This window comes from Rhizobium sp. Leaf453 (genome assembly GCF_001425605.1).
GTDB lineage: Bacteria > Pseudomonadota > Alphaproteobacteria > Rhizobiales > Rhizobiaceae > Pararhizobium.
In genome coordinates this window covers 12,480-34,358 of the sequence record NZ_LMRG01000014.1, presented here as the reverse complement: position 1 = coordinate 34,358, position 21,879 = coordinate 12,480, and the positions used below count along the sequence as shown (strand labels likewise).

The 21,879-nt window shown below is 58.9% G+C and carries 22 protein-coding genes and 2 pseudogenes; 19 read left to right on the top strand and 5 right to left on the bottom strand.

The window, feature by feature from the left end; translation table 11 throughout:
• The first annotated feature begins 334 nt into the window (after positions 1-334).
• From ASG68_RS17550 to ASG68_RS17525, 6 genes and pseudogenes are all read left to right on the top strand, one after another.
• On the top strand, positions 335-808 hold the full coding sequence (locus tag ASG68_RS17550; RefSeq protein ID WP_062581783.1) for an Hsp20 family protein: 474 nt from the start codon (positions 335-337) through the stop codon (positions 806-808).
• A gap of 38 nt (positions 809-846) precedes the next feature.
• Positions 847-1,184, top strand: a pseudogene (locus ASG68_RS17545) (DUF982 domain-containing protein).
• Between the two features lie 649 nt (positions 1,185-1,833).
• A complete protein-coding gene (locus ASG68_RS17540) occupies positions 1,834-2,043 on the top strand; it encodes a cold-shock protein (protein ID WP_062581779.1) in 210 nt (69 codons plus the stop codon).
• 124 nt (positions 2,044-2,167) lie between these two features.
• Complete coding sequence (locus ASG68_RS17535) at positions 2,168-2,389, top strand: hypothetical protein (protein ID WP_062603727.1); 222 nt, start codon at positions 2,168-2,170, stop codon at positions 2,387-2,389.
• 31 nt (positions 2,390-2,420) lie between these two features.
• Positions 2,421-2,801 (top strand): annotated as a pseudogene (locus ASG68_RS32485) (DUF6481 family protein).
• 91 nt (positions 2,802-2,892) lie between these two features.
• On the top strand, positions 2,893-3,168 hold the full coding sequence (locus tag ASG68_RS17525; RefSeq protein ID WP_062581773.1) for a hypothetical protein: 276 nt from the start codon (positions 2,893-2,895) through the stop codon (positions 3,166-3,168).
• 264 nt (positions 3,169-3,432) lie between these two features.
• Here the strand turns inward: ASG68_RS17525 and ASG68_RS17520 are convergent, their stop codons facing one another.
• From ASG68_RS17520 to ASG68_RS17510, 3 genes are all read right to left on the bottom strand, one after another.
• Complete coding sequence (locus ASG68_RS17520) at positions 3,433-3,762, bottom strand: restriction endonuclease (protein WP_062603769.1); 330 nt, start codon at positions 3,760-3,762, stop codon at positions 3,433-3,435.
• Positions 3,763-4,128: 366 nt separating this feature from the next.
• The gene (locus ASG68_RS17515; RefSeq protein WP_062603730.1) at positions 4,129-5,148 is read right to left on the bottom strand and encodes a substrate-binding domain-containing protein; all 1,020 of its coding nucleotides are present in this window, start codon (positions 5,146-5,148) and stop codon (positions 4,129-4,131) included.
• 40 nt (positions 5,149-5,188) lie between these two features.
• Complete coding sequence (locus tag ASG68_RS17510; RefSeq protein ID WP_062603732.1) at positions 5,189-6,538, bottom strand: ROK family protein; 1,350 nt, start codon at positions 6,536-6,538, stop codon at positions 5,189-5,191.
• Positions 6,539-6,796: 258 nt separating this feature from the next.
• Between ASG68_RS17510 and ASG68_RS17505 the strand changes: the two genes are divergently transcribed.
• The 6 genes from ASG68_RS17505 to ASG68_RS17480 all read left to right on the top strand — a co-directional run bounded on the left by ASG68_RS17505 (position 6,797) and on the right by ASG68_RS17480 (position 12,976).
• Positions 6,797-7,609, top strand: a complete 813-nt coding sequence (locus ASG68_RS17505; RefSeq protein ID WP_062581766.1) for a sugar phosphate isomerase/epimerase family protein — start codon at positions 6,797-6,799, stop codon at positions 7,607-7,609.
• Between the two features lie 82 nt (positions 7,610-7,691).
• Positions 7,692-8,813 carry a substrate-binding domain-containing protein gene (locus ASG68_RS17500; RefSeq protein ID WP_062603734.1) on the top strand — a complete coding sequence of 374 codons (1,122 nt, stop codon included), beginning with the start codon at positions 7,692-7,694 and terminating at the stop codon, positions 8,811-8,813.
• 115 nt (positions 8,814-8,928) lie between these two features.
• Positions 8,929-10,101 carry a Gfo/Idh/MocA family protein gene (locus ASG68_RS17495; protein ID WP_062581762.1) on the top strand — a complete coding sequence of 391 codons (1,173 nt, stop codon included), beginning with the start codon at positions 8,929-8,931 and terminating at the stop codon, positions 10,099-10,101.
• Complete coding sequence (locus ASG68_RS17490) at positions 10,098-11,708, top strand: sugar ABC transporter ATP-binding protein (protein WP_244484270.1); 1,611 nt, start codon at positions 10,098-10,100, stop codon at positions 11,706-11,708. The genes ASG68_RS17495 and ASG68_RS17490 overlap by 4 nt, the downstream gene beginning before the upstream one ends.
• Positions 11,705-12,661, top strand: a complete 957-nt coding sequence (locus ASG68_RS17485) for an ABC transporter permease (RefSeq protein WP_062581760.1) — start codon at positions 11,705-11,707, stop codon at positions 12,659-12,661. Before ASG68_RS17490 ends, ASG68_RS17485 begins: the two co-directional genes overlap by 4 nt.
• 3 nt (positions 12,662-12,664) lie before the next feature.
• The gene (locus ASG68_RS17480; protein ID WP_062581758.1) at positions 12,665-12,976 is read left to right on the top strand and encodes a putative quinol monooxygenase; all 312 of its coding nucleotides are present in this window, start codon (positions 12,665-12,667) and stop codon (positions 12,974-12,976) included.
• Between the two features lie 313 nt (positions 12,977-13,289).
• On the opposite strand, the gene ASG68_RS17475 is transcribed toward ASG68_RS17480, so the two are convergent.
• The gene (locus ASG68_RS17475) at positions 13,290-14,213 is read right to left on the bottom strand and encodes a LysR family transcriptional regulator (protein WP_062603735.1); all 924 of its coding nucleotides are present in this window, start codon (positions 14,211-14,213) and stop codon (positions 13,290-13,292) included.
• 136 nt (positions 14,214-14,349) lie between these two features.
• Between ASG68_RS17475 and ASG68_RS17470 the strand changes: the two genes are divergently transcribed.
• Both ASG68_RS17470 and ASG68_RS17465 read left to right on the top strand, forming a co-directional pair.
• Positions 14,350-14,679 (top strand): nuclear transport factor 2 family protein, encoded by a 330-nt coding sequence (locus tag ASG68_RS17470; RefSeq protein WP_062581755.1) that lies wholly within the window; start codon positions 14,350-14,352, stop codon positions 14,677-14,679.
• A complete protein-coding gene (locus ASG68_RS17465) occupies positions 14,676-15,455 on the top strand; it encodes an SDR family oxidoreductase (protein ID WP_062581753.1) in 780 nt (259 codons plus the stop codon). Before ASG68_RS17470 ends, ASG68_RS17465 begins: the two co-directional genes overlap by 4 nt.
• 24 nt (positions 15,456-15,479) lie before the next feature.
• Here ASG68_RS17465 and ASG68_RS17460 read toward each other — a convergent pair whose 3' ends face one another.
• Positions 15,480-15,947, bottom strand: coding sequence for a MarR family winged helix-turn-helix transcriptional regulator (locus ASG68_RS17460; RefSeq protein ID WP_062603737.1), 468 nt, complete (start codon positions 15,945-15,947; stop codon positions 15,480-15,482).
• 145 nt (positions 15,948-16,092) lie between these two features.
• Between ASG68_RS17460 and ASG68_RS17455 the strand changes: the two genes are divergently transcribed.
• The 5 genes from ASG68_RS17455 (at position 16,093) to ASG68_RS17435 (ending at position 21,862) form a co-directional block, all read left to right on the top strand.
• A complete protein-coding gene (locus ASG68_RS17455) occupies positions 16,093-16,890 on the top strand; it encodes an alpha/beta fold hydrolase (protein WP_062603739.1) in 798 nt (265 codons plus the stop codon).
• 191 nt (positions 16,891-17,081) lie between these two features.
• Positions 17,082-18,707 carry a GMC family oxidoreductase gene (locus ASG68_RS17450; RefSeq protein WP_413814025.1) on the top strand — a complete coding sequence of 542 codons (1,626 nt, stop codon included), beginning with the start codon at positions 17,082-17,084 and terminating at the stop codon, positions 18,705-18,707.
• 549 nt (positions 18,708-19,256) lie between these two features.
• Entirely contained in the window at positions 19,257-20,615 is a 1,359-nt protein-coding gene (locus ASG68_RS17445; protein WP_062603744.1) for an NAD(P)H-dependent oxidoreductase, read from the top strand.
• 14 nt (positions 20,616-20,629) lie between these two features.
• Positions 20,630-20,935 (top strand): putative quinol monooxygenase, encoded by a 306-nt coding sequence (locus tag ASG68_RS17440; protein WP_062603773.1) that lies wholly within the window; start codon positions 20,630-20,632, stop codon positions 20,933-20,935.
• An 18-nt stretch (positions 20,936-20,953) separates the two neighbouring features.
• Positions 20,954-21,862, top strand: a complete 909-nt coding sequence (locus ASG68_RS17435) for an NAD(P)-dependent oxidoreductase (protein WP_062581743.1) — start codon at positions 20,954-20,956, stop codon at positions 21,860-21,862.
• The last annotated feature ends 17 nt before the right edge of the window (positions 21,863-21,879 follow it).

The window sequence follows — 21,879 nt, the reverse complement described above, 5'->3', positions numbered from 1 at the left end:
CCGTTTTGCTGTGATGTCGGCTAATGTAGCGCAAGCGATCCGCTTGAACGCCGACGAACTTGCGCGCGACAATCCTGAGACGACCGAGCGGGTTCTGCAGCAAGCGTGCGCGATGCTTGCGCAGTTCAAGGCGGCATACCCACACCGGGTGATCAGCAGGTCTGTCCATTGACGAGGGCACGCTGGGGGCGGCAAATATTTTTTCCATCAGATCTTGAATCAGAAAATCGCAAAACCAAATCGTTTCCCGCCAGCCGCTGAGACAGGGCTGGCTTCGCCGGGAACGCCGCTTTTGGCACTCCCGTACCCATGTTGCTTCAAGGAGGATATGGCTATGGCAACATCTTATGACTACGCACCCCTCTACCGCTCGAGCGTTGGTTTCGACCGGATTTTCAATCTTTTGGAAAACGCCCAGCGCGCCAGGTCGACCAATGACTGGCCGCCTTACGACATCGTCAAAACGGATGATGATACATACCGGATTTCGATCGCGGTGGCCGGCTTTAGCCAGGACGATCTTGATATCACCTTCCAGTCCAATCTTCTGACGGTCACTGGCAAGAAGCAGGAAGTGCCCGCAGATGGCTACCTGCACCGCGGCATCGCCGGACGCCCATTCGAACACCGTTTCGAGCTTGCCGATCATGTCCGCGTGAACGGAGCGGAATTGAACAACGGTCTCCTGTCGATCGAGCTAGTCCGTGAGATCCCGGAGGCCATGAAACCGCGGAAGATTTCAATCGAGGCCACGTCTGGATTGACGTCGGTCGCTCCAGCACGGATCGAGGCGCAGAAGGCGGCTTGATCTTTGAGTTCATTCAGTCAGCCAAGGGCGCCATCGCGATGGCGCCCGTCAGCATTCCGGGTTGGGAGGAGAGAGCGAGGAAACCCGATATGTTCAGAAAACCAGTCACCATTCTTGTCGGTCTGGGATCCCCGCCCAAGTTCGCTGCGTCATGGACGCTTACCGACACCTTGCTGAGTGGCCGACATCGTTCAGCGACACGGCACACTCGGTTGCCCTGAAGGCGTGTCAGGCGGCTCTTCACGGGGACATCGAAGCAGAGACGGCACCCGGCCTCTTCGCAGCATTTGCGGCGATGCATGATCTGCTGGCTCCCGAAACACCAGCGATTGCTGCCTTTCGCATGCGACGCGACCGCGATCCCCACGTCCAATGAGGCGATGTCATGGAAAACGCCATCTTGCAGCAGGCGATCGAATATGCAGTTACCATCGGCCCGTCGTATTGATGCGAGGCATGCAACTCCGGCGGCCGATCGATGTCGTGATATCGCCTTCTCTGTCAGTCGATGAAAAGCGGGCCATCCGTGGCGCGTGGGCATCTGACTTTTATGCGGTCGATTCAAAGCCGGCTTTTCGACAATTACCAGGGAAGGATGAGCGTGTCTCAATCGACCAGATTCAGTCTGCGCTTAAAGAACGGGACGGGCTGTTCATTCGTAGAGGTTCCCCTTCTGGTGGGCCCGGTCGCGGACGTGTTAGGTAATGCCGAGCGACCCACGTCCGTTCTTCCTGTTGTGGTTTGAAAAAAAACGCTTAATGCATCCGGCACATGGCCGTTCCCGTTTACTTCTACATTGAGGGGTATGCAACCCATGAGAGCATTCGATGGCTGTCAAAAACTAATCGTTGACTGAGCATTACAACTCGCGTATTGATGCATCATCGATCTTTTGCTTGCCGAGCTTTGTCTACCGCGCGATTGGCACCGCGCTCTAAGCGAACTTCTCTTTCAAAAATAGTCGGTTTTTATCTGCGAGGCACCCGCTCCGCAGTCCCTCACTCTATGCTTTGAAAGGGTTCATCATGACCACTGGCACAGTAAAATGGTTCAATTCCACCAAGGGCTTTGGCTTCATCCAGCCTGACAACGGCGGCGCTGACGCCTTCGTTCATATTTCTGCCGTCGAGCGCGCCGGAATGCGCGAGCTGGTCGAAGGCCAGAAGATCGGCTTTGAACTCGAGCGCGACAGCAAGTCGGGCAAGATGTCGGCCTGCAATCTGCAGAACGCTTAATAGATATCTGCTTCCCTTTGACCACGGATGTACTGGCATCGCCGGGAGCAATTATCAGTTTGAGGCCAGGCAATTCGCCTGGCCTTTTTCGTTTCGGCGTCATAGCCAGCATCGAGGAAATTCAATGACAGAGACATATAGTAAATCTCGCCAGCAGGCCGAGACGGCCTTCGGCAATCTCCAGACAGAGTTCTTCGCCAAGAACAATGCGGAAGAGGTCAAACCCATGGCCCAGGCGCGCGCTGCCAAAACTGTCAGGCTGCGCGAGGCACGGCTCGCCAAGGAGCAAGCCGACCGGATTTCGGTAACATCTGCGCTGCTTGCCAAACGATCAAAATCCAACTGATCAACGCACCGCAAAAATCAGGATTAAATATTTGAGACACGCCAGGAACAACGAACTTACCGACCGACGCTCTGCTGCTGCGGAGGCCAAGGCTTTTCTTTTCACGGCCTATCGAGCTGCAAAGACGGCGGCCGAGCCGGCACAAGCCGCAAGACAGGCCGAGCGGATCTCACTAATTGAAGCCCGCGAGGGGCGCCGTGCGGAACGGGAGCGACTGAAGGTCGAGAACCGCATCCGAGCTGAGACAGTCGCCGCTCAAGTATAGGCAGCCATCGAGGCAGCAGCCGCGGCCGAGATAGAGGCACGAAAGTCGACCGACAATGCCCGGATATCACGGGTTGTTCAAGATGAGGCCGCTCGCAAGGCTGAGCGCGACAGGCGCTATGCCGCCCGCAAGGCTCGGCAGGCTTGACGTTCAGGCACCCACCCTCGGCCGGATGGGTCCGTAAAATCAGGGCATGACCTAGCCATGCCCACACTTACTCATTCCTCAGGAACCAACCATGGCACCGAATACGAACGAGCTTCAGGCAATCAACACGGCCTGGCAAATTGCAATCCAGGAAATCCTGCGCATGGTCATTAGAGACATGTATCATGCCGGCGGTGAGGCGTCCTTTAACACGCATATCAAGCGGATCGAAGAAGCTGCCGTGGACAGCATTTACACCGATTTAAGACTTCGTGGCACCGACGAGTGGACGGAGGTACTGGTCAAGGAAAGGGCCAGCAACTTCGTCACCACCCTCTTAACGTCCTTTACATACGACCGAGCCTGACGACAATAGACGCTGAGGATGATCAGCGGTATCATGCATTGCACAGCATTGCTGAGGTCGCTCGTCTGCGAGTTCCATCAATATGCCTATCCCGCCGGCTTAATAATTTCAATCTGCCGAGGTGCCGGTCGCCAGTTCATATCCGTTCAAGGCGAGTATGCCGCATCAATGCTTTACCAAGAGAGAGTCAAAGCCTTGAAACGGGCGGACAATGTGCTGGCGATCTTAAATCAAGCCTAACGTGCGCAGTCTCGTGGCCAATTCTCAGCGACGTCGGCCACGCTTCTCTGCTTCATCATCGAAGCCAGGTGGTTTTGTTTTTACCCAATTGACGAACTTCTGAATCTCGGGGTCGTCGAGAATAGCTGAGACCGTGGAGAATTTCTTCGCCAACTGGGCGTCCGTGAAGGCTGCATGTATGTGGCTATGGCATATCCGGTGCAATGGTACCTTGATCTTGCCACCTTTACTCCTGGGAACAAGATGGTGGTCCTCGATCTGGTCATCAGGTATTACCCGCTCGCAGAGCGGGCAGATAACGGGTTCCGACGCGGCATCTTGCGAAGCAAAATCGTCTCTGTACTTGCGTGCCATTGTTAGTGTCTCTCTATTGGCTGCCATACTGCGCCCGCGCCGCTTCGATAGACTATCCCGGACATGCCGACAACGCCAAGCCGGTTTCAACAAGGCACTTGCGTTCGCATCGGAGCAACAAACGGAAGTAAAGAGGATCAGCCCCATTAGTCGATCCTTGAAAAAAGGCGATTGGGATTGATAAAATATTGCCTATGAGTTGCGGTCTCGCTTTGGCAGGTCGTCGGTTCAAATGTGTCAAGAGAGGCAAGGCAGGTGTTAGCTAAATTGCGAGTCGACCTCGCACCGCCGATGAGATCGCCGAGACGGCAGACGAGCTGTATCCATTACGGATATTCGCGGGCGGCGGCAGAAGCATTCAGGAGACTATGGGGCTGAGGGATTGTTTAAAAGCTTCGCGCTGACAAGAACCTCGCGCGGTGCTTGTTTGCGCCAAACTTTCTGGAAACTCTCGACAACGTTAGCGCTGGAGACGGCAAGGCCCGGAAGGGCTATCCAGTCCGGTGTCTGCTTTCCCAGAAGAGCCAGAACGCAGGTCTGCGCCACGGCGACACCCTGCAAATAGGGTTGTTGGGCGCCAACGCCGCAAATCATGCCATTCGAGGCCAGGCTGATGGCGGCTTCGCGACCAAGATCGACCGTCGTCACCGGCAGGTGGCGTCCGGCCCGTTCCAGCGCCTTGACCACTTCCATGGCAGGCGTATCCCAGACCACGAAGAAGCCCGCAAGGTCATCATGATCCGATAGCAGGGTCAAAGCATCCAAACCGGCTGTTTGTATGCTATCGAATTTACGCACAACCAGCCGGATGTCCGGGCGGTTCATCAGCATCCATTTGTTAAAGGCGATTTCACGCTCGTTGGTGGCGAAGAATTCGGAATGGTAGGACAGCACACCCACAGCAGCGCCATGGACAAGCTGATCGGCCAAGAATGCAGCGGCGATCGTGCCAAGACCGAAATTGTCGGCGGAAATCAGTGCGACGTAATCCGAGCCCGGAAGAAGGCCAGTCGGCACATTGTCGAGGAGAAGCAGCCGGATGCCGGCTCGGGAAACGCGCCGGTGCGCATCGGCAACGGTGGAATTGGCAACAGGGATCGAAATGATCGCGTCCGGCTTTTCCCCTCGCAAGCGATCGAGCGCCGCGACCTGGCCTTCGGGAGCAAACCCGCAATCGACGACCTCGATGACTGCGGTTTCGCAGTCGCCGAAGGTCGCCATGATGCCAGCTATCTGTTGTTTCGCCCAATCGCTGGACAGAGTGTGCAGCACGATCGCAACGCGAAAGCGACGCGCACGGGCAGCGGTGATGTCATCGGGAAACAAAGCAATGCGCTCAGGAGGCGCTGCACGTTCACCATGGGGCCCCAATCCGGATATGGTCATTGGTTGGGTCTCGTTGTTGATCGGAGGGCGGTGAAGGGCATCAGGGTGCAATCGCCTGTCGGTCTCGCCCGGCAGCGCTACCGGCCCGCCGTTCAGCGCAGGCCTTGCGCACCGCCTGGAATACGGGGTGGGCGAGCGGAGTGCCATGGACAATCCAGTCTTTCAGGCATCCCGGCTCGAACAGGCTTTCCACGACCACCATGGCCGCACCAACGAGACCCGCGGAACTGCCCATCTGCGACTTCGCGATGATCAGGTCGCGCGTGACCAGGGGGTGGCTCTCTCCATAGACCGTTTCGCGAACGGCGGCGAGGAGGAGGTCGTTGGTCTGTGCCATGGTGCCAGATAGAATGATCAGGTCAGGGTTGAGCATGTTGGCGAGCATCGCGACAGAGTGGCCGATCAAGCGTCCGCTGATCCCAAGGATCTCCATGGACACCGGATCGCCGGATTGTGCGGCCTGGCTGACCTCGATTGCGCCGACATCGCCGCCGCGGCGCAAGGTATCGGCAAGCAACGGGCTCTTGCCGGATTGCGCGGCGGCCAGCCCCTCGCGCGCGATCATGTCGCTGCCGGCGAGTGCGTCGAGTGTTGAGGTACGGTCGCCGGCCTGCACCGGCATCTGACCGATCAGGCCCGAGGCCCCTTGGGCGCCTCGATAGAGCCGCCCGTCGAAGATCAACCCGGCACCGATCCGTTTGCCGACCTTGATGAACAGCATGTTGAGGGCGGTTTGCCCAGCCCCGGCAAAGCGCTCGCCCATCGTCATAGTCTCGATGCTTGAGCGTAGCCAGACCGGCGCACCAAATCGATCGACAAGGGTTTCCACGAAAGGAAATCCCTCCCACGCCGGCAGGAAGGATGGCGTCTGTTCCATGAAGGGCATTCCGTCGCCCTCTGTGACGGGCCCGGGGACCGACACCGCTATGCCCCAGACCGGCATATCCGGCGCGTGCTTGGCGATCAGCCAGTCGAACAGCGACAGGATGCGTTGCGAGGTCGAAGCGGCGTCTGCGCCCAGATCGATAGCTTCGTGGTGCTCGGTGAATAGCCGGCCCGAAAGATCGGCAATGCCAACACCCAAAGCGGATTGGTCGAGCGTAGCAACGAGGATACAGCCAAGATCCGTCCTGAACCGGGTAAGGCGGGGCGCCCGCCCGCCGCTGGCGATGCCAAGCTCGCTTTCCACGATCAGACCGATCTCCGAAAGGGTGGCCAGGCGGTCTGCCACAACGGCACGTCCCAACTCGCTTTCCCGTTCCAGTTCCTGTCGCGTCGTCGCCTTGCCTGAGCGGATGAGGTTGAAGATCGCGCCAAGGCTCGCAGCAGCCGATTCGCGGGTCGTCGGCCGACCTTTACCACGTATTCGGGATGTCGAGGCAATGGGCATGCTGCCGTATTTCCTTTGGCCGTTTGCGTTCGAGGCTTTCTACGTAGGCGTCACCAGCCTCTTTCATTGGATAAATCGATTGCATGTGCGGAGCAAGCGCAAACTTATGTCGTAAATCTGCAAAAGTCTGGACGCTTATGCATAAATAATATTGACTTCCAAATTAAACCCTCATAACTTCGCGGTTGGAGATCGGCGGTGTTGCGGAGAATGCGGACTGCGCGAGGAGTGATCCGGTTCGCAGTGGAGGGATTAAAGATGTCAGACTGGAAGCTGGCGTATCACGCCAATTGCTGGGGCATGCTCGGCGGCAATGCACAGGGGGTGACCTCAATCACTGAGCTCAGCTATCGCACGTTCGGCGACATGGACCGCGCCTTCGCCGATATTGCTGCTGCAGGATACGAAGGCGTCGAACTCTTTGACGGCAATCTGCTCGACTACAGTGCCGTCGATTTTCGCAATGTCTTGGCCAATAGCGGTTTGACGCTCGTCGCGGCCTATGCCGGCGGCAATTTCATTTTCGACGATATCCTGCCGGAAGAACTCGCACGGGTCGCCCGCGCTGCCGACCGCGCCGCGGAACTCGGCGCGCCGCATCTGGTTGTGGGCGGTGGGGCCAAACGTTTCGACGGCATCCGCGACGAGGACTATGTGAAACTCGGCGCGGCCCTGGACAAGGTCAAGGCGATCGCAGAGGACCGGGGCTTGCGCGCCCACTATCATCCGCATCTGTCGACAATCGTCGAGGGGCCGGAGACGGTGGACCGGATATTCCGCCTTACGTCGATCGATTTCTGCCCGGATACGGCGCATCTGGCTGCTGCCGGCGGCGATCCGGCTCAGCTCATCCGCGATCACGCCGCGCGCATTTCCTACGTCCATCTGAAGGGCTTCCAGAGGGAACCTTTCGCTTTCACGCCGCTCGATCGCGGCGACGTGCCTACCGGCCCCATCCTCGCCGCCCTGCGCGACACGGGGTTCAAAGGCTGGGTGTGCACCGAGCTCGATGCCTGGTCCGATCCCGCCGAAGGCGCCCGTATCAGCATGGACTATCTAAAACAGGCCTGACGGCCTGGTTGACCTGAAACAGGCCTGACAGCCGGCAATCTTCGAGGCAATGACGCCCCGACTTCTTGGGAGGAGAAGAACCATGATAACCAGACGAACCCTGCTTGCAACCAGCGCGGCTTTTGCGTTGACCCTTTCCATCGCCGCACCGGCCTTCGCCGATCCGGATGCAGCTCTTGCCAAGCTGCAGGAAACCGTTCTGTCCAAGGGACCGAACGGCGAAGAACCTGCGGCCGCGTCCTCGGTTACACTGACGGATGAGGAACTGACTAAGATCAAGGGCATGAACGCCACTGCAGCCATCGTGATGCACTATGGCGGCAACGACTGGAGCCAGGCGCAAATCAACGGACTGCAGACGCAGTTCGCAGCCATGGGCATCAAGGTGATCGCCGTCACCGACGCCGGCTTCAAGCCGGAAAAACAGGTTGCCGACCTTGAAACCATCATGGCGCAGAAACCGAGCATCATCGTGTCGATCCCGACCGATCCCGTTGCAACTGCTGTTGCCTACAAGGCGGCTGCGGACGCCGGTGTGAAGCTGGTGTTCATGGACAATGTTCCGGCAGGCTTCACCGCCGGCAAGGAATACGTCTCCTCCGTCTCGGCGGACAATTACGGCAATGGCGTCGCCTCTGCCCATCTGATGGCCAAGGCGCTCAGTGGCAAGGGTGAAATCGGCCTCGTCTTCCATGCGGCGGACTTCTTCGTCACCAAGCAGCGCTATGAGGCTTTCAAGGCGACAATCGCATCGGATTATCCCGACATCAAGATCGTTGCTGAACAGGGTATCGGCGGTCCGGACTTTTCCGGTGATGCCGACAAGGCGGCCAGCGCCATCCTGACCTCCAACCCCAATCTGAACGGAATCTGGGCTGTCTGGGATGTTCCGGCCGAAGGTGTTATTTCAGCCGCTCGCACCGCCGGCCGCGACGACCTCGTCATCACCACCATCGATCTTGGCGAGAACGTCGCGATCTCCATGGCGCAAGGCGGTTTCATCAAGGGCCTTGGCGCACAGCGTCCCTATTCGCAGGGTGTGACCGAGGCGATGTTGGCGGGTTACGGCCTTCTCGGCAAAGAGGCGCCGGCTTTCGTGGCGCTCCCGGCTCTTCCTGTCACCAAGGAAACCTTGGTCGAGGGATGGAAGGCGGTCTACAACACCGAGCCGACCGCCAACGTGAAAACCAGTCTCGGACAGTAAGCCTGTCCCACGAGCGTTCTTGCGGGTGGCGTTTGCGCCACCCGCCCTTGGAGGGCGGAGAGCCTTTCAAATCAGACCGGGCCAGGGCCCGCCCCTTCATTGACGGAGAAAGACGATGACCAAAGTGATGAACGTCGCCATGATCGGTGGCGGCTTCATGGGCAAGGCGCATGCCATGGCCTATGCTTCCATGCCGATGTTCTTCTGGCCGGCGCCCGCCATTCCGCACCGCAAGGTCGTGGTCGATGTGACGGATGCGATGGCGGAGACCGCCCGCGACCGCTACGGATTCGACGAAGCCTCAAGCGACTGGCGCGCAGTTGTCGCGCGGCCAGATATCGATGTCATCGATATCTGCACCCCGAACAATGTCCACGCGGAGATCGCCATCGCGGCGGCGGGGGCCGGCAAGCACATCATCTGCGAAAAGCCGCTTGCCCGCACGGTGGAGGAAGCGCGCGCCATGGCTGCTGCCGTCAAGAAGGCCGGCGTCATCCACATGGTTGCCTTCAACTATCGCCGCACGCCGGCAGTGGCGCTCGCCAGGAAATACATCGAGGAAGGCCGCATCGGCAAAATTCTCAATTTTCGCGGCACCTATCTGCAGGATTGGTCCGCCGATCCGGACGGTCCGTTATCCTGGCGCTTCCAGAAGAAGATCGCTGGTTCCGGCACGGTCGGCGACATCGCCACCCATGTAGTCGATCTCGCGCATTATCTGGTCGGGGCGATCGAGGCTGTTAATGCGATCACCACCACCTACAACAAGACGCGGCCCTTGCAGCAGGGTGGCGTCGACAAGCTGGGCGCGTCGGAAAAGGCCTCCGGCGACGTCGAGCGGGGCGAGGTGGATGTGGATGATGAAGTCATCAGCATGCTGCGTTTCGAAAACGGCGCCATCGGCAGCCTCGAGGCGACACGCAACGCTTATGGCCGCAACAATTTCATCACGCTGGAAATCCACGGCACCAAAGGCTCGATCCACTTCAACTACGAGCGCCGCGACGAACTGCAGGTGATGTTTGCCGACGATCCGGTCGACAGCCGCGGTTTTCGCACGATCTATACTGGTCCCGCACATCCCTACGGAAATGGCCTTTGGCCAATCCCAGGTCTCGGAATCGGCTACTCCGAGACCAAGATCGTCGAGTGCTTCGACTTCTTCACGGCGATCAAGACCGGAAAGCAGCCGTCGCCGAATTTCGACGACGGTCTGTTGACGGAACTGGTCGCGGATGCCCTCATCCGCTCGGGAGAAACCGGAGCATGGGAGCGGGTGGGCAGATGAACTCCGAAGCCGCAGCCGGCAGCATGCCCCTCTCTTCAAACGTGCCCTTGGCCGTCAGCATGAAAGGGATATCCAAGTCCTTTGGCGGTGTGCGGGCTTTGAGCGACGTCAGTCTCGACATTTGGCAGGGCGAAGTTCACGCCCTTCTGGGCGGCAACGGCGCGGGAAAATCAACGATCCTCAAAGTGCTGAACGGCGTTCATAAGCCTGATTCGGGCACGATCACGGTCTGCGGCAAACTGTTGGAAGACGTCACGCCGGAGGCGGCGCGCGCCGCCGGCGTTGCCATGAATTTTCAGGAATTGAGCCTGATACCGACGCTGACCGTGGCGCAGAACGTGTTTCTCACGCGCGAAGCCAAAGGCGGTCTGGGTCTCATCGACGACCAGACGGCGGAGCGCCGCGCGGCCGAACTATTTTCGATGCTGGAGGTCGACGTCGATCCGAAAGCGCTGGTCGGCGATCTCGGGGCCGGACAAAAGCAACTCACCGAAATCGTCAAGGCGATCTCGCAGGATGCCCGCGTACTTGTTCTGGATGAACCCTCGACGGCGCTCGCCGTCAGCGACGTCGATCGATTGTTCGCCTTCCTGCAGAAGCTGAAAGCGAAAGGCGTCGCGATCATCTACGTCTCGCACCGTATGGACGAGATCGCCCGCATTAGCGACCGGGCGACTATCCTGCGCGACGGCGCCCATGTCATCACGGCGCCTCTATCGGAACTGCCGATCGACACGATGATCGAGCACATCGTTGGTAAGCGCTCCAAGGGGCTTTCCGACGTGGCGCGCGGCGATGCCGTCAAGGGAGACGTCCTGCTGGAACTGCGAAGTGTTTCCGGCAAGTACAAGCCGGAAAACATATCCTTTGCGGTCCATCGCGGCGAAGTCGTCGGCCTTGCCGGCCTGCTTGGCTCCGGCCGGTCGGCGCTCGCACGGGTGATCGCCGGTATCGAGCCGGCAAAATCCGGCCAGATTCTGATCAACGGCAAACCGACGGCGATCCACAAGCCCGGCGATGCGATCGCGGCCAGTGTGGCGCTTGTGCCGGAGGCGCGGGCAACGCAAGGCATCATTCCCGCCCATTCCGTGGCATCCAACATGACGCTTGCGGTTCTCGACAGCATTTCGGCTGCGGGCTTCGTCGATGCGGAAAAGGTCAGGTCGGTTACGGACGCGATGATCAAGAGACTATCGGTGAAGACGGCCAGCCGCGACCATGCGGTTTCGGCGCTCTCGGGCGGCAACCAGCAGAAGGTGGTCATAGGCAAATGGCTCGCGACCGACCCGGATATCCTTGTTCTCGACGAGCCGACTGCCGGCATCGACATCGGTTCGAAATCCGAAATCATCAAGCTGGTGCGTGATCTGGCGGCGGCCGGCAAGGCGATCGTTTTCATTTCGTCGGAATTGAGCGAACTGCTGACCGCCTGCGACCGCATCGTCGTCTTGTCGGAAGGGCGCATGTTCGCCGATATTCCGCGTGACCGTCTCGATGATCCGGCCATTGATGCAAACGACACGGCCCACCGTCTTCAAGCGGCCGAGCAACGCCTGCAGATCGAAATACAGGATGCCCTGAAGCAAGGGGGAGAAGGTTTGATATGACAACGCCAAATCCAACGCTCGCTGGGAGCTTCAAGACCAACTGGCGGCAGTACATCATCTATATCGGCTTCGCGGTGATCTTCGTGATCTTCGCTCTGACGCTGGCCGACAAGGGCTTTCTCAACCCCAACAACCTGCTTAACATCGTTCGCCAGACGGCTATGATCGCCGTCATGGCGATTGCCATGACCTTCGTGCTATCGGCCGGCGAGATCGATCTTTCGGTCGGCGCGGTCGCGGGGCTAGCAACGGTCACCGTGGCCATGGCCATCGCCGTGGCGGGCCCGGTTGCCGGGGTCATCGCGGGTCTTGCGACCGGCATCGCCGTCGGCATGTTCAACGGCTGGCTGACGACGCGCGTCGGCATACCGTCGTTTCTGACGACGCTGGCGATGATGGGCATCGCCAAGGGCGTGGCCATGTGGATTTCCAACACAGCTGCCGTGCCGATCCTCAGCCCCGGCTATTCCTGGCTGTTCGGCGGCGGCTCGCTCCTCAAGATTCCTGTCCTGTTGTTCTGGATGGTCGTCTTCGGCGCAATCGGTCATGTCGTCCTGCGCCGCACCGGCTTCGGCCGGCGGGTTCTCGCGACCGGCGGCGGCGAAACGGCGGCGCGCTATTCGGGCATAGATACCAAGGCGATCAAGTTCCGCGTTCTCGTCCTATCTTCGACGGCCGCCGCCTTTGCCGGCATGCTCTATGCAGGACGGCTTCAGTCCGGCCGGTTCCAGCTAGGTGAGGGGGACGAGCTGTCCGTGATCGCCGCTGCCGTTCTCGGTGGCACAAGCCTGTTCGGCGGTAAGGGCACTATCATTGGCACCATCGTCGGCGCCCTGATGATCGGCATGATCAACAACGGGTTGATCCTGATGGGGCTGGAATTTTCCCAGCAGCTCATCGCGCGCGGCGGCATTATCATCCTCGCCGTCGCCTTGTCGCAGAAGCGGAGCTAAGTTATGTCCAATGTCACGATTATTGGCACAGTCACCGCAAAGCCGGAAACGCGCGAGGAATTGCAAAAGCTCCTCGCAGCCCAGGTGGCGCCGACACGCGCTGAGCCCGGTTGCATCAACTACGACTTCCACGTGGATGCGGACCATCCGTGTGTCTTTGTGTTTTACGAGAACTGGCGCAGCCAAACCGACCTCGATGCGCACATGAAGATGTCCCATCTGCTGCCGCTTGTGAGCGAGATCCACAGGCTCTTGTCCAGCCCCGTTGAAATCCGCCACCTGACGATGTTGAGCACAATCATATATGCGCACTAACGGGCGCCCAGGGCCGGAAATCCGTCAGCCGCTATTTTGGTTAACGAACTGATGGTTGCTGGCCCCCGTCGATCGACAGATTATCCCCGATTGGTCGCGTTTGACACAATTCCTGGCATCCGCAAGCGTGTAGTTAAAAGCACGTCGTACGTCGCGGCGTATGCAACTACCCAAACAGCGGTCGACGTTATTTGTGTCCCCCATGTCTTGCGGGTGTGGCCAGACACTTTTCCAGTGGGCTGAGTTTTATTCTCATGCCGATATCTACAGGTCAGTGGTTTGAATCTACTCAAGAGCTTAGAAACCGCCGGCGTCATCGGCTTTGAGCATCATTACCTCGATCGCCACTCGCAAAATCGCGGGCAGCCTGAATAAAAGCACTGAAGGCAGCCGGCGGATTTTTCCTGCCAGGGTAATAGAGCGCGAGCGGTGCCAGGGAAGGGGTCCAATCCTTAAGAACGCGTACTAGTCGACCGGCCGCGATGTCATCACGCACGTCCGCTTCCATGACGTATCCAAGCCCAACTCCATTTTGTGCCGCAATTTTGACAAGGCTTGACTCGTCGAGGGTGATCGAGCCTTGCACATCGATCTGGACAGCGTCCCCGCCCTTTTCGAATTTCCACCGAAACAGGGCGTTATTTGGAAGGCGTGCACGGATGCACCGAAATCGGTATAGGTCTGCCGGGACGTTTGGCGTGCCATGCGTGCGAAGGAAGTCGGGCGATGCCACGACGGCATTGGAGCGCTTCAGACCGAGTGGCACCGCAATCATGTCGGTCGGTACCAGATCGGCCGGCCTCAAGCCCAGGTCAAAACCCGCCGCAACGATGTCGACGATCCGGCCCTCCGTAACCAGATCGATATGCACCTGCGGATAGCGCCGCATGAACGACAGGATGAGCGGCTCGATGACCTCTCGGGCTGCCGTCGCAAAGGCATTGATACGCAATGTGCCCTTTGGGATTTCCTGAAGCGATTGGACGGTCAGCATAGCATCGTGGATGTCTGCCATCGCCGGCCCTACGCGTTCGACGAACGTCCTCCCCGCATCAGTGAGCGAGACGCTTCTCGTTGTGCGGTTGAACAGACGAACGGCGAGGCGCTGCTCAAGCTTCGCGATGGCATTGCTCAGAGCTGTCGTGGACATGCCGAGCTCTAGCGCGGCCGCTCGAAACGAACCCAGGCGAGCGATGCTGAGAACGGCATCCAGGTCGGTGAGAATGGATCGCATTATTATCCCTGGTTTCGCAATTCCACATCCTGCTTTGTCCCGATTATCAAGTCAATTGCCGGACCTTAGATTGTCCTTGTCGGCCTCCAGAGGGTCGCAGCCCACAACCGGCAAAGTTTGAAACTAATTGGAGGAACCAATGACAATCAAACTAACCAAGGCGATTGAAGCGTATTTCGAGGCCGACCGGACAGGCAGTCCGGAAGCGATCGCTGCGACATTCACGGAAAACGGCATCGTAAAGGATAAGGGCCTAACCCACCGAGGCCGCGATGCCATTCGCGCCTGGATGGCTGATGAAGCTCAGCAATACAATTACACGGTAGAACCCTTCTTCACTGCCACCGAAAACGGGAAAACCCAGGTAACGGCCCATGCCGCCGGCGACTTTCCGGGCAGCCCCGTTGATCTGCGCTTCTTCTTCGTCCTCGAGAGTGACAAGGTCGCCGAACTGGAGATCACCGTATGACACAGTTCCTCACATTGCAGGGGCGCCGCGCCCTCATCACTGGCGGCACCTCGGGCGCCGGCGCTGCAACCGTGGCGCTGTTCAAGGAGCTCGGTGCCAGCGTAGTGACCACCGCTCGTAAGAAGCCAGCCGACTTCTCGGGAGCGGCGTTCGCCGAAGCCGACCTAACCACCACGGCGGGGGTAAATACCGTCGTTGACGCTGTGCAGAGAGAACTCGGCGGCCTCGATATTCTTGTGAACGTGCTAGGCGGCTCTTCGGCCCCTTCAGGCGGCTTTGCCGCCCTCACGGATGAGGAATGGGAGAAAGAGTTCAACCTAAACTTTTTCCCGGCGGTCAGGCTAGATCGGGCTCTCATCCCCGGAATGATCGCTCAGGGAAGCGGCGTGGTCATCCATGTGACGTCTATTCAAAGAAACCTTCCGCTACCGGAGGCGACCACCGGCTATGCTTCGGCGAAGGGAGCCCTTAACACCTACAGCAAAAGCATCTCCAAAGAGGTTGCTCCGAAGGGTGTGCGGGTGTTGCGGGTCTCTCCCGGTTGGATCGCCGATCCGGGGGCCAACGGCTTGGCCCTGCGTATCGCCGAGCAAGCCGGCATCGAATACGAAGCCGCGGTGCAGGTGATCATGAACTCGCTCGGCGGCATACCGCTGGGACGGCCGGCAAAGCCGGAAGAGGTCGCTGATCTGATTGCATTTCTCGCATCGGATCGGGCATCGTCGATTACCGGAACCGAGCACGTGATTGATGGCGGGACCGTTCCGACTGCTTAAGCCGGCATCGACTACTCTTGCAGATCAGGCGGGTGCGTCCCATCCGCCGATCTGGGAGTAGATCGCGTCCCGCAGGTGCCGCACGTCTTGGTTCAAGGCAGCAAGTTCCGGTGGTGTCTGCGTCGAGGCTGCAAGCAAGGTGTCGCTAAGGCAGCCTGCCCTGTGCTGTAAGGTGCGTCCCTGATCTGTCAGCGCCACCAGAACCTGACGCTCGTTGCTAGCGTTGCGCGTCCGACGAAGGTGACCGGCGGCTTCCAGACGCTTTAACAGAGGCGTCAACGTACTGGATTCGAGAGCAAGCCGATCCGCGATGGAGACGACAGTCTGTTCATCCTCCGCCCAGAGGACGTTGAGGACGAGATATTGCGGATAGGTAAGGCCAAGTTCGTCAAGAAGTGGTTTGTAGGCGCGCTGGATGGCAATGCCAGCGGTATAGATCGCGTAGCAGAGCTGGTCGCGCAGGGGCGGTGGATCGTTATGGCGTTCGGTCATTCTGAACTCCTGAAGCCATCAATATAATCCAACTTATCACGAAAACCAATATCGCGATAAGAATCATGTTGACGTCGATTTGAAGATATGAAAGCTTACAGTTATCGCGATAATAGTTATTGCAGTTACCAAGAGGGAGAAAGCCATGACACGCAAGTCCATCACCACTATATCCGCAATTGCAGCTGCAGCCTCACTGTCGGTTGCGCTACCGGCAGCAAATGCCGCCGACGTCATTCCTAAAGATCAGGCTATAAGAAACGTCGTTCTGGTTCACGGTGCCTTTGCGGACGGGTCCGGCTGGAAGGGTGTTTACGACAATCTGATCAAGCGCGGTTATCGCGTCACCATCGTCCAGAACCCACTGACCTCTCTCGCAGATGACGTCGCCGCCACCAAGCGTGCGCTGGAAAGGCAGGATGGTCCGGTCATTCTCGTCGGGCATTCCTGGGGCGGCACGGTCATCACGGAAGCTGGCATCGATGCCAAGGTTGCGGGTCTCGTCTACGTCTCCGCTCTCTCCCCCGATGCCGGCGAGACGACGGCCCAGCAGTATCAGGGGTTTGCTCCTGCATCTGAGTTCGTCATCGAGACCACCAAGGATGGTTTTGGATATGTAAGCCCGGCAAAGTTCAAGGCCGGTTTCGCGCATGACGTCAGCGATGCCGAGGCAGCGTTCATGAGCGCTTCGCAGGTGCCAATCAACATGTCGGCGTTCGGCACCAAGCTCGAAAATGCTGCGTGGCGCACCAAGCCGAGCTGGGCCGTGATCGCCACCGAGGACAAGGCCTTTGACCAAGCCATGCTGGTCCACATGGCGGAGCGCATCAAGGCGAAGATCACTAAGGTATCAGCAAGCCATGCTCTGTTCATGACCCAGCCCACGGTCGTGGCAGATACCATTGATGCTGCTGCCAAGACCGTCTCGGCAAAAAAGCAATGAACGACTAAGCGTCATCGGGACGGTCGAGACCCTCTCGATGACGCTCAGACACATCGGTTAACGAGACCGCGGGCTTGAGCGAGATGCCGGCGGGTCGGATCCTCCCAGGATCCATGAGGATTCACTCGTCTCTCGCGACCCGGACTTCAGCAAATTTAACAAAATTAATTCACGGAGGAACTCACGTGAAACTGCATATCCATGGCATTTATGGACCCGCGAATACGTACATCCCGCATAATGCCGCAGGCGATGTCTTCGACTTCATCGTCTGCGGCGCCGGATCCAGCGGCTCGGTCGTCGCAGCGCGACTGGCCGAGGATGGCAATGCGAGCGTATTGCTGCTTGAAGCGGGCGGAGATGATCAATCCGAAACGGTATCGAACCCGGCGCAGTGGCCCCTCAATCTCGGCTCGGGCCGGGACTGGGGATTTGTAGGGCAACCGGCACCTGGTCTGGATGGCCGGCGCCTTCCTCTGAGCATGGGCAAAGGACTTGGTGGCGGCTCAAGCATCAACGTCATGGTCTGGGCGAGAGGGCATAGGGAAGACTGGAATCATTTCGCTGCAGAGACAGGCGATGACGCATGGGGCTATGAGTCGATCCTCCGCTATTATCGCCGGATCGAGGATTGGCGGGGCGTTCCGGACGCGGTTCGTCGCGGCGTAGGCGGGCCTGTATATGTTGCCCAGCCCCAGTCTCCCCAGCCTGTGGCGGAGGCATTGTTGAGTGCTGCGTCAGCTATCGGCGTTCCGGTCTTCGCTTCGACGAACGGCGAGATGATGGAGGCTGCCGGGGGCGCATCGATCGCTGAACTACGGATCCGTGATGGCAAGCGGGAATCAGTATTCGGCTCCTACGTTCGTCCATTGCTGTCGCGCCCAAACCTCACGGTGATGACCGATGCCTTGGTCACGCGTCTCATCCTTGATGGGAAGAGGGTGCGAGGCGTTGAAGTTCTCATCGACGGTCGTCAGCACCGGTTCATGGCGTATTGCGAAACAGTGCTGTCGCTTGGGGCGATCAATACGCCGAAGGTCCTGATGCAGTCCGGTATCGGCCCGGAAGAAGAGCTGCAATTTCATGGCATTCCAGTCGTCCAACATCTGCCGGGCGTTGGTCGCAATCACCAGGACCATCTCGCCTTCGGCTGCACGTGGGCCTACCGAAAGCCGGAATCCGTCGGCGGTAGCGGCTGCGAGGTCAATATCTACTGGAAGAGTCATGCGCGTCTCTTACAGCCGGACATCCTGCAGTGCCAATTGGAGTTCGCCGTTCCATCGCCGCCCGAGACGGGTCTCGAAACACCGGAGCATGGCTGGACGATGTTCAATGGTCTTGCCCAGCCGAAAAGCCGTGGTCGTTTGCGTCTCTCCGGTCCTGACACAAACGATCCTATCCTGATCGAGCCGAACTCCCTCAGCGAGCCGGAAGACATGGCTGCCGCCTTAGCCGCAGTCGAGTTGTGTCGTGAACTCGGAAACAGCGAAGGTTTTTCCCCGTTGGTTACAGGAGAAACAGCTCCAGGGGCGCGCGACAGATCAGGCATGATCGATTTCCTCCGACACTCGGCTGTCACCTACTGGCATCAAACCTCCACCGCCAAGATGGGACGCGACAGCATGTCGGTCGTTGACAATGAGCTCAAGGTGTATGGCATCGAAGGTCTTCGCATTGCGGACGCTTCGATTATGCCGCGGATTACCACCGGCAATACGATGGCGCCCTGTATTGTCATCGGTGAGCGGGCGGCCGATCTGATCGGGAAATCATATGGTCTGAGTGATCAGCGCAAACCTGCAGTCCAGTCCGTCTGATCCGAAGAGCCGGCGACTTAGCGCTCTGTTGTTCATGGCGCTAAGTTTCCGGACTGGACCATAATAAAATTCAGCACGTCATGACCCTGGGGCGCCTGGTTTTAGATCTATGATATGGGATCTTATCATGGACATCCAGTGTGTTGAGCTCCTTGACCATCGATAGGTCGAGACTTCGTATCCGTTCAAGGCGTCAGAGACATTGTTCTCGAGTTTGGCCATACCATGAATGGTTATTCTCCTAGTAGCGCTTTAGCAAGAAAGTCTCGGGCCGCCGAATAAGGGGACGGCCAGGAGTATTTAGAAAATCTAACATGTTTCTCTATCTTTCTAAATTGAGCTAATTTCTCGCGTGACGTACGGTTTGGGTCAGAGCTGCTCGGGAGGCAGCTGGGAGTGGCGGAAACCTCGCGCTTCCCCGGAGGAAAGTAGTGTGCATTCAAGCAACCGCGAACCAGCTCGGCCAGACGCCTTGCTGCGGCGAGCCCTTGTGCACGGACGTTTGCGGGGCACTCCTCATATTCATTCCCTAGTCGAGGACGCTGTCTTATGAATCTCTATTCTCTTCTTTCGTTGCGTGCTGCCAACGGTAAACCCGTGCGGGTCGGGCTGATCGGCGCCGGCAAGTTCGGGTCGATGGTGCTGGCTCAGGCGCAGCGCATCGACGGTCTCCATATGGTTGCTGTGGCCGATCTCGACGTGGGCAAGGCGAAGGAATCGATGCACCGCGTCGGTTGGCCGAAGGAGCGCTATTCCGCCACAAGCAGCGGTGATGCGATCAAGAACGGCACCACCTTCGTAACCGACGACGTCAACGCATTGTTCGAATGCAGCGAAATCGAATGCATCATCGAAGCAACCGGCCACCCGATTGCCGGCACCCGTCATGCGCTCGGCGCGATCGAACACAACAAGCATGTCGTCATGGTCAATGTCGAAGCCGACGTGATGGTCGGTCCGATCCTCGCGGAAAAAGCCCGTGCCAAGGGCCTGATCTATTCCATGGCCTATGGCGACCAGCCGGCACTCATCTGTGAACTGGTCGATTGGGCCAGAGCCACGGGCTTCGAAATCACATCCGCCGGCAAGGGCATGAATTTCGAGCCGCGCTACCGCTATTCCACGCCGGATACGGTTTGGGGGCTGTTCGGCTGGACCGAGGAGCAGGTGGCTGCCGACAATCTCAATCCGAAGCTCTATAACTCCTTCACCGACGGCACGAAGGCCGCGATCGAGATGGCGGCGGTTGCCAATGGTACTGGCCTCGATTGCCCGGATGATGGTCTTGCCTTCCCACCGGCGGGTCTGCATGATCTGGCTCGTGTCTTCCGCCCCGTTGCCGATGGCGGCCGCATGGCGCGCTCGGGTCTGGTCGACATCGCGGCCAGCCAGGAGCCGGACGGCCGCGAGGTGTTCAACAACATTCGTTACGGCGTCTTCGTCACATTCAAGGCGCATAACGAATATGCGCGCGCCTGCTTCAAGCAGTACGGCCTTCTGACAGATCCGTCCGGTTGGTATGCCTCGATGTGGCGCCCCTTCCACATCATTGGCCTCGAAACGTCGATCAGCGTCTTGTCTGCGGTCCTCCGCAACGAGCCGACCGGATGCTCCAAGGAGTTCCGTGGCGATGCCGTCGCGACCGCAAAGAAGGACATGCAGCCCGGAGAGATGCTGGACGGCGAGGGCGGTTACGCGGTCTGGGCCAACGCCATTCCTGCAAATCGCAGCCTTGATCTCAAGGCATTGCCGATCGGTCTTGCACACAATGTCAAACTGAAGCGCGCCATCAAGAAAGATCAGATCGTGTCATTCGATGATGTCGAAATCGTCAAGGATCTGGACGTCGTCACACTTCGCCGCGAGATGGAAGATCGTTTCCGCCCCGCCAAGATCGCGGCGGAGTGAGTGTGGTGACAACGCTGAACAGCAAGGCCTTCGTCGTGATTGCGGAGTTCCAGGTCAAGCCCGGCAAGCTTGCCACGTTTCTGGAGGCGGCACGCGACGACGCGAAACATTCGGTCGCCGATGAGCCGGGTTGCCGACAGTTCGATGTCATCTGCACGGAAGGCACGGACGATGTGGTCGTTTTCTACGAAGTCTATGACAGCCGCGCGGCGTTCGACGCCCATCTGGAAACGCCTCACCTGGGGCGTTTTCGGGAGGCTTTCCCGCCGCTGATCGTGGAAGAGCGGCCGGTTCGCTTCTCTGCGCGGCAATATCCTTGACAGGCGGGACATACAGTCATGACCAGCAAGATCAATCGCATCGCTGTCATCGGTACCGGCATCATGGGTGCGCCGATGGCCGGTCGCCTGGCTGATGCAGGCTTTCAGGTTCAGGTCTGGAACCGGACACCGGAAAAGGCCGCTGTACTTCAGTCGAAAGGTATTTCGATCGTGGAGCGGCCGAACGCGGCAGCGAAAGATGCGGATGTGGTCATCGGCATGCTGAGCTCCGGCCCGGTTTGCGAAGCGGTGTTGCTTGGCGACAGCGGCGTTGCCCGGGCAATGCGGCCGGGGTCGATACTGGTCGTGATGAGTTCCATCCCCGTGGAAACGGCCATCGCGATAGGCGAGGCGGCAGCAGCACGCGGCATCGCCTGTCTCGATGCACCCGTTTCGGGCGGGGAAAAGGGGGCCAAGGAAGGCACGTTGGCGATCATGGCCGGCGGTGAGCAGACCGTGGTTGACCGTCTCGATCCGGTCTTTGCCTGTCTTGGCCGTGTCACGCATGTCGGCCCGCCTGGCAGTGGCGCGCTGACGAAGCTTGCAAACCAGCTGATCGTCGCATCGACGATCTGCGCTGTCGCCGAAGCGCTGACACTTGCTGCGCGTGGCGGTGCGAACCCCGCGAAGGTCCGCGAAGCTCTGCTCGGCGGGTTCGCCGACTCGACGGTCTTTCGCCAACACGGGCTGCGCATGGTCGAGGGCAATTTCGCGCCCGGCGGCCCCGCGAAATATCAGGTTAAAGACACATCCACGGCGCTGGCTTTTGCGCGAAGCCGTGGCTTGACACTACCGGTCGGCGAGGAGGTTGACCGGCTCTTCCAGGCTATGGTCGATAATGGCGATGGCGATCTGGACCACAGCGGAATCATCCGCCAACTGCAACGCATGAATCAAAATGAACATGCCGAGCGCATGCTAGTTTGACCATCAACGGGAGGAAT

What these genes read in the sequence shown, in the direction of transcription:
- ASG68_RS17550 (WP_062581783.1), top strand. Translation starts at nt 335, where the DNA reads ATGGCAACATCTTATGACTACGCACCCCTCTACCGCTCGAGCGTTGGT.
- ASG68_RS17470 (WP_062581755.1), top strand. Translation starts at nt 14,350, where the DNA reads ATGACAATCAAACTAACCAAGGCGATTGAAGCGTATTTCGAGGCCGAC.
- ASG68_RS17435 (WP_062581743.1), top strand. Translation starts at nt 20,954, where the DNA reads ATGACCAGCAAGATCAATCGCATCGCTGTCATCGGTACCGGCATCATG.
- ASG68_RS17520 (WP_062603769.1), bottom strand. Translation starts at nt 3,762, where the DNA reads ATGGCACGCAAGTACAGAGACGATTTTGCTTCGCAAGATGCCGCGTCG.
- ASG68_RS17460 (WP_062603737.1), bottom strand. Translation starts at nt 15,947, where the DNA reads ATGACCGAACGCCATAACGATCCACCGCCCCTGCGCGACCAGCTCTGC.
- ASG68_RS17500 (WP_062603734.1), top strand. Translation starts at nt 7,692, where the DNA reads ATGATAACCAGACGAACCCTGCTTGCAACCAGCGCGGCTTTTGCGTTG.
- ASG68_RS17510 (WP_062603732.1), bottom strand. Translation starts at nt 6,538, where the DNA reads ATGCCCATTGCCTCGACATCCCGAATACGTGGTAAAGGTCGGCCGACG.
- ASG68_RS17490 (WP_244484270.1), top strand. Translation starts at nt 10,098, where the DNA reads ATGAACTCCGAAGCCGCAGCCGGCAGCATGCCCCTCTCTTCAAACGTG.
- ASG68_RS17515 (WP_062603730.1), bottom strand. Translation starts at nt 5,148, where the DNA reads ATGACCATATCCGGATTGGGGCCCCATGGTGAACGTGCAGCGCCTCCT.
- ASG68_RS17495 (WP_062581762.1), top strand. Translation starts at nt 8,929, where the DNA reads ATGACCAAAGTGATGAACGTCGCCATGATCGGTGGCGGCTTCATGGGC.
- ASG68_RS17525 (WP_062581773.1), top strand. Translation starts at nt 2,893, where the DNA reads ATGGCACCGAATACGAACGAGCTTCAGGCAATCAACACGGCCTGGCAA.
- ASG68_RS17535 (WP_062603727.1), top strand. Translation starts at nt 2,168, where the DNA reads ATGACAGAGACATATAGTAAATCTCGCCAGCAGGCCGAGACGGCCTTC.
- ASG68_RS17540 (WP_062581779.1), top strand. Translation starts at nt 1,834, where the DNA reads ATGACCACTGGCACAGTAAAATGGTTCAATTCCACCAAGGGCTTTGGC.
- ASG68_RS17505 (WP_062581766.1), top strand. Translation starts at nt 6,797, where the DNA reads ATGTCAGACTGGAAGCTGGCGTATCACGCCAATTGCTGGGGCATGCTC.
- ASG68_RS17445 (WP_062603744.1), top strand. Translation starts at nt 19,257, where the DNA reads ATGAATCTCTATTCTCTTCTTTCGTTGCGTGCTGCCAACGGTAAACCC.
- ASG68_RS17455 (WP_062603739.1), top strand. Translation starts at nt 16,093, where the DNA reads ATGACACGCAAGTCCATCACCACTATATCCGCAATTGCAGCTGCAGCC.
- ASG68_RS17480 (WP_062581758.1), top strand. Translation starts at nt 12,665, where the DNA reads ATGTCCAATGTCACGATTATTGGCACAGTCACCGCAAAGCCGGAAACG.
- ASG68_RS17465 (WP_062581753.1), top strand. Translation starts at nt 14,676, where the DNA reads ATGACACAGTTCCTCACATTGCAGGGGCGCCGCGCCCTCATCACTGGC.
- ASG68_RS17485 (WP_062581760.1), top strand. Translation starts at nt 11,705, where the DNA reads ATGACAACGCCAAATCCAACGCTCGCTGGGAGCTTCAAGACCAACTGG.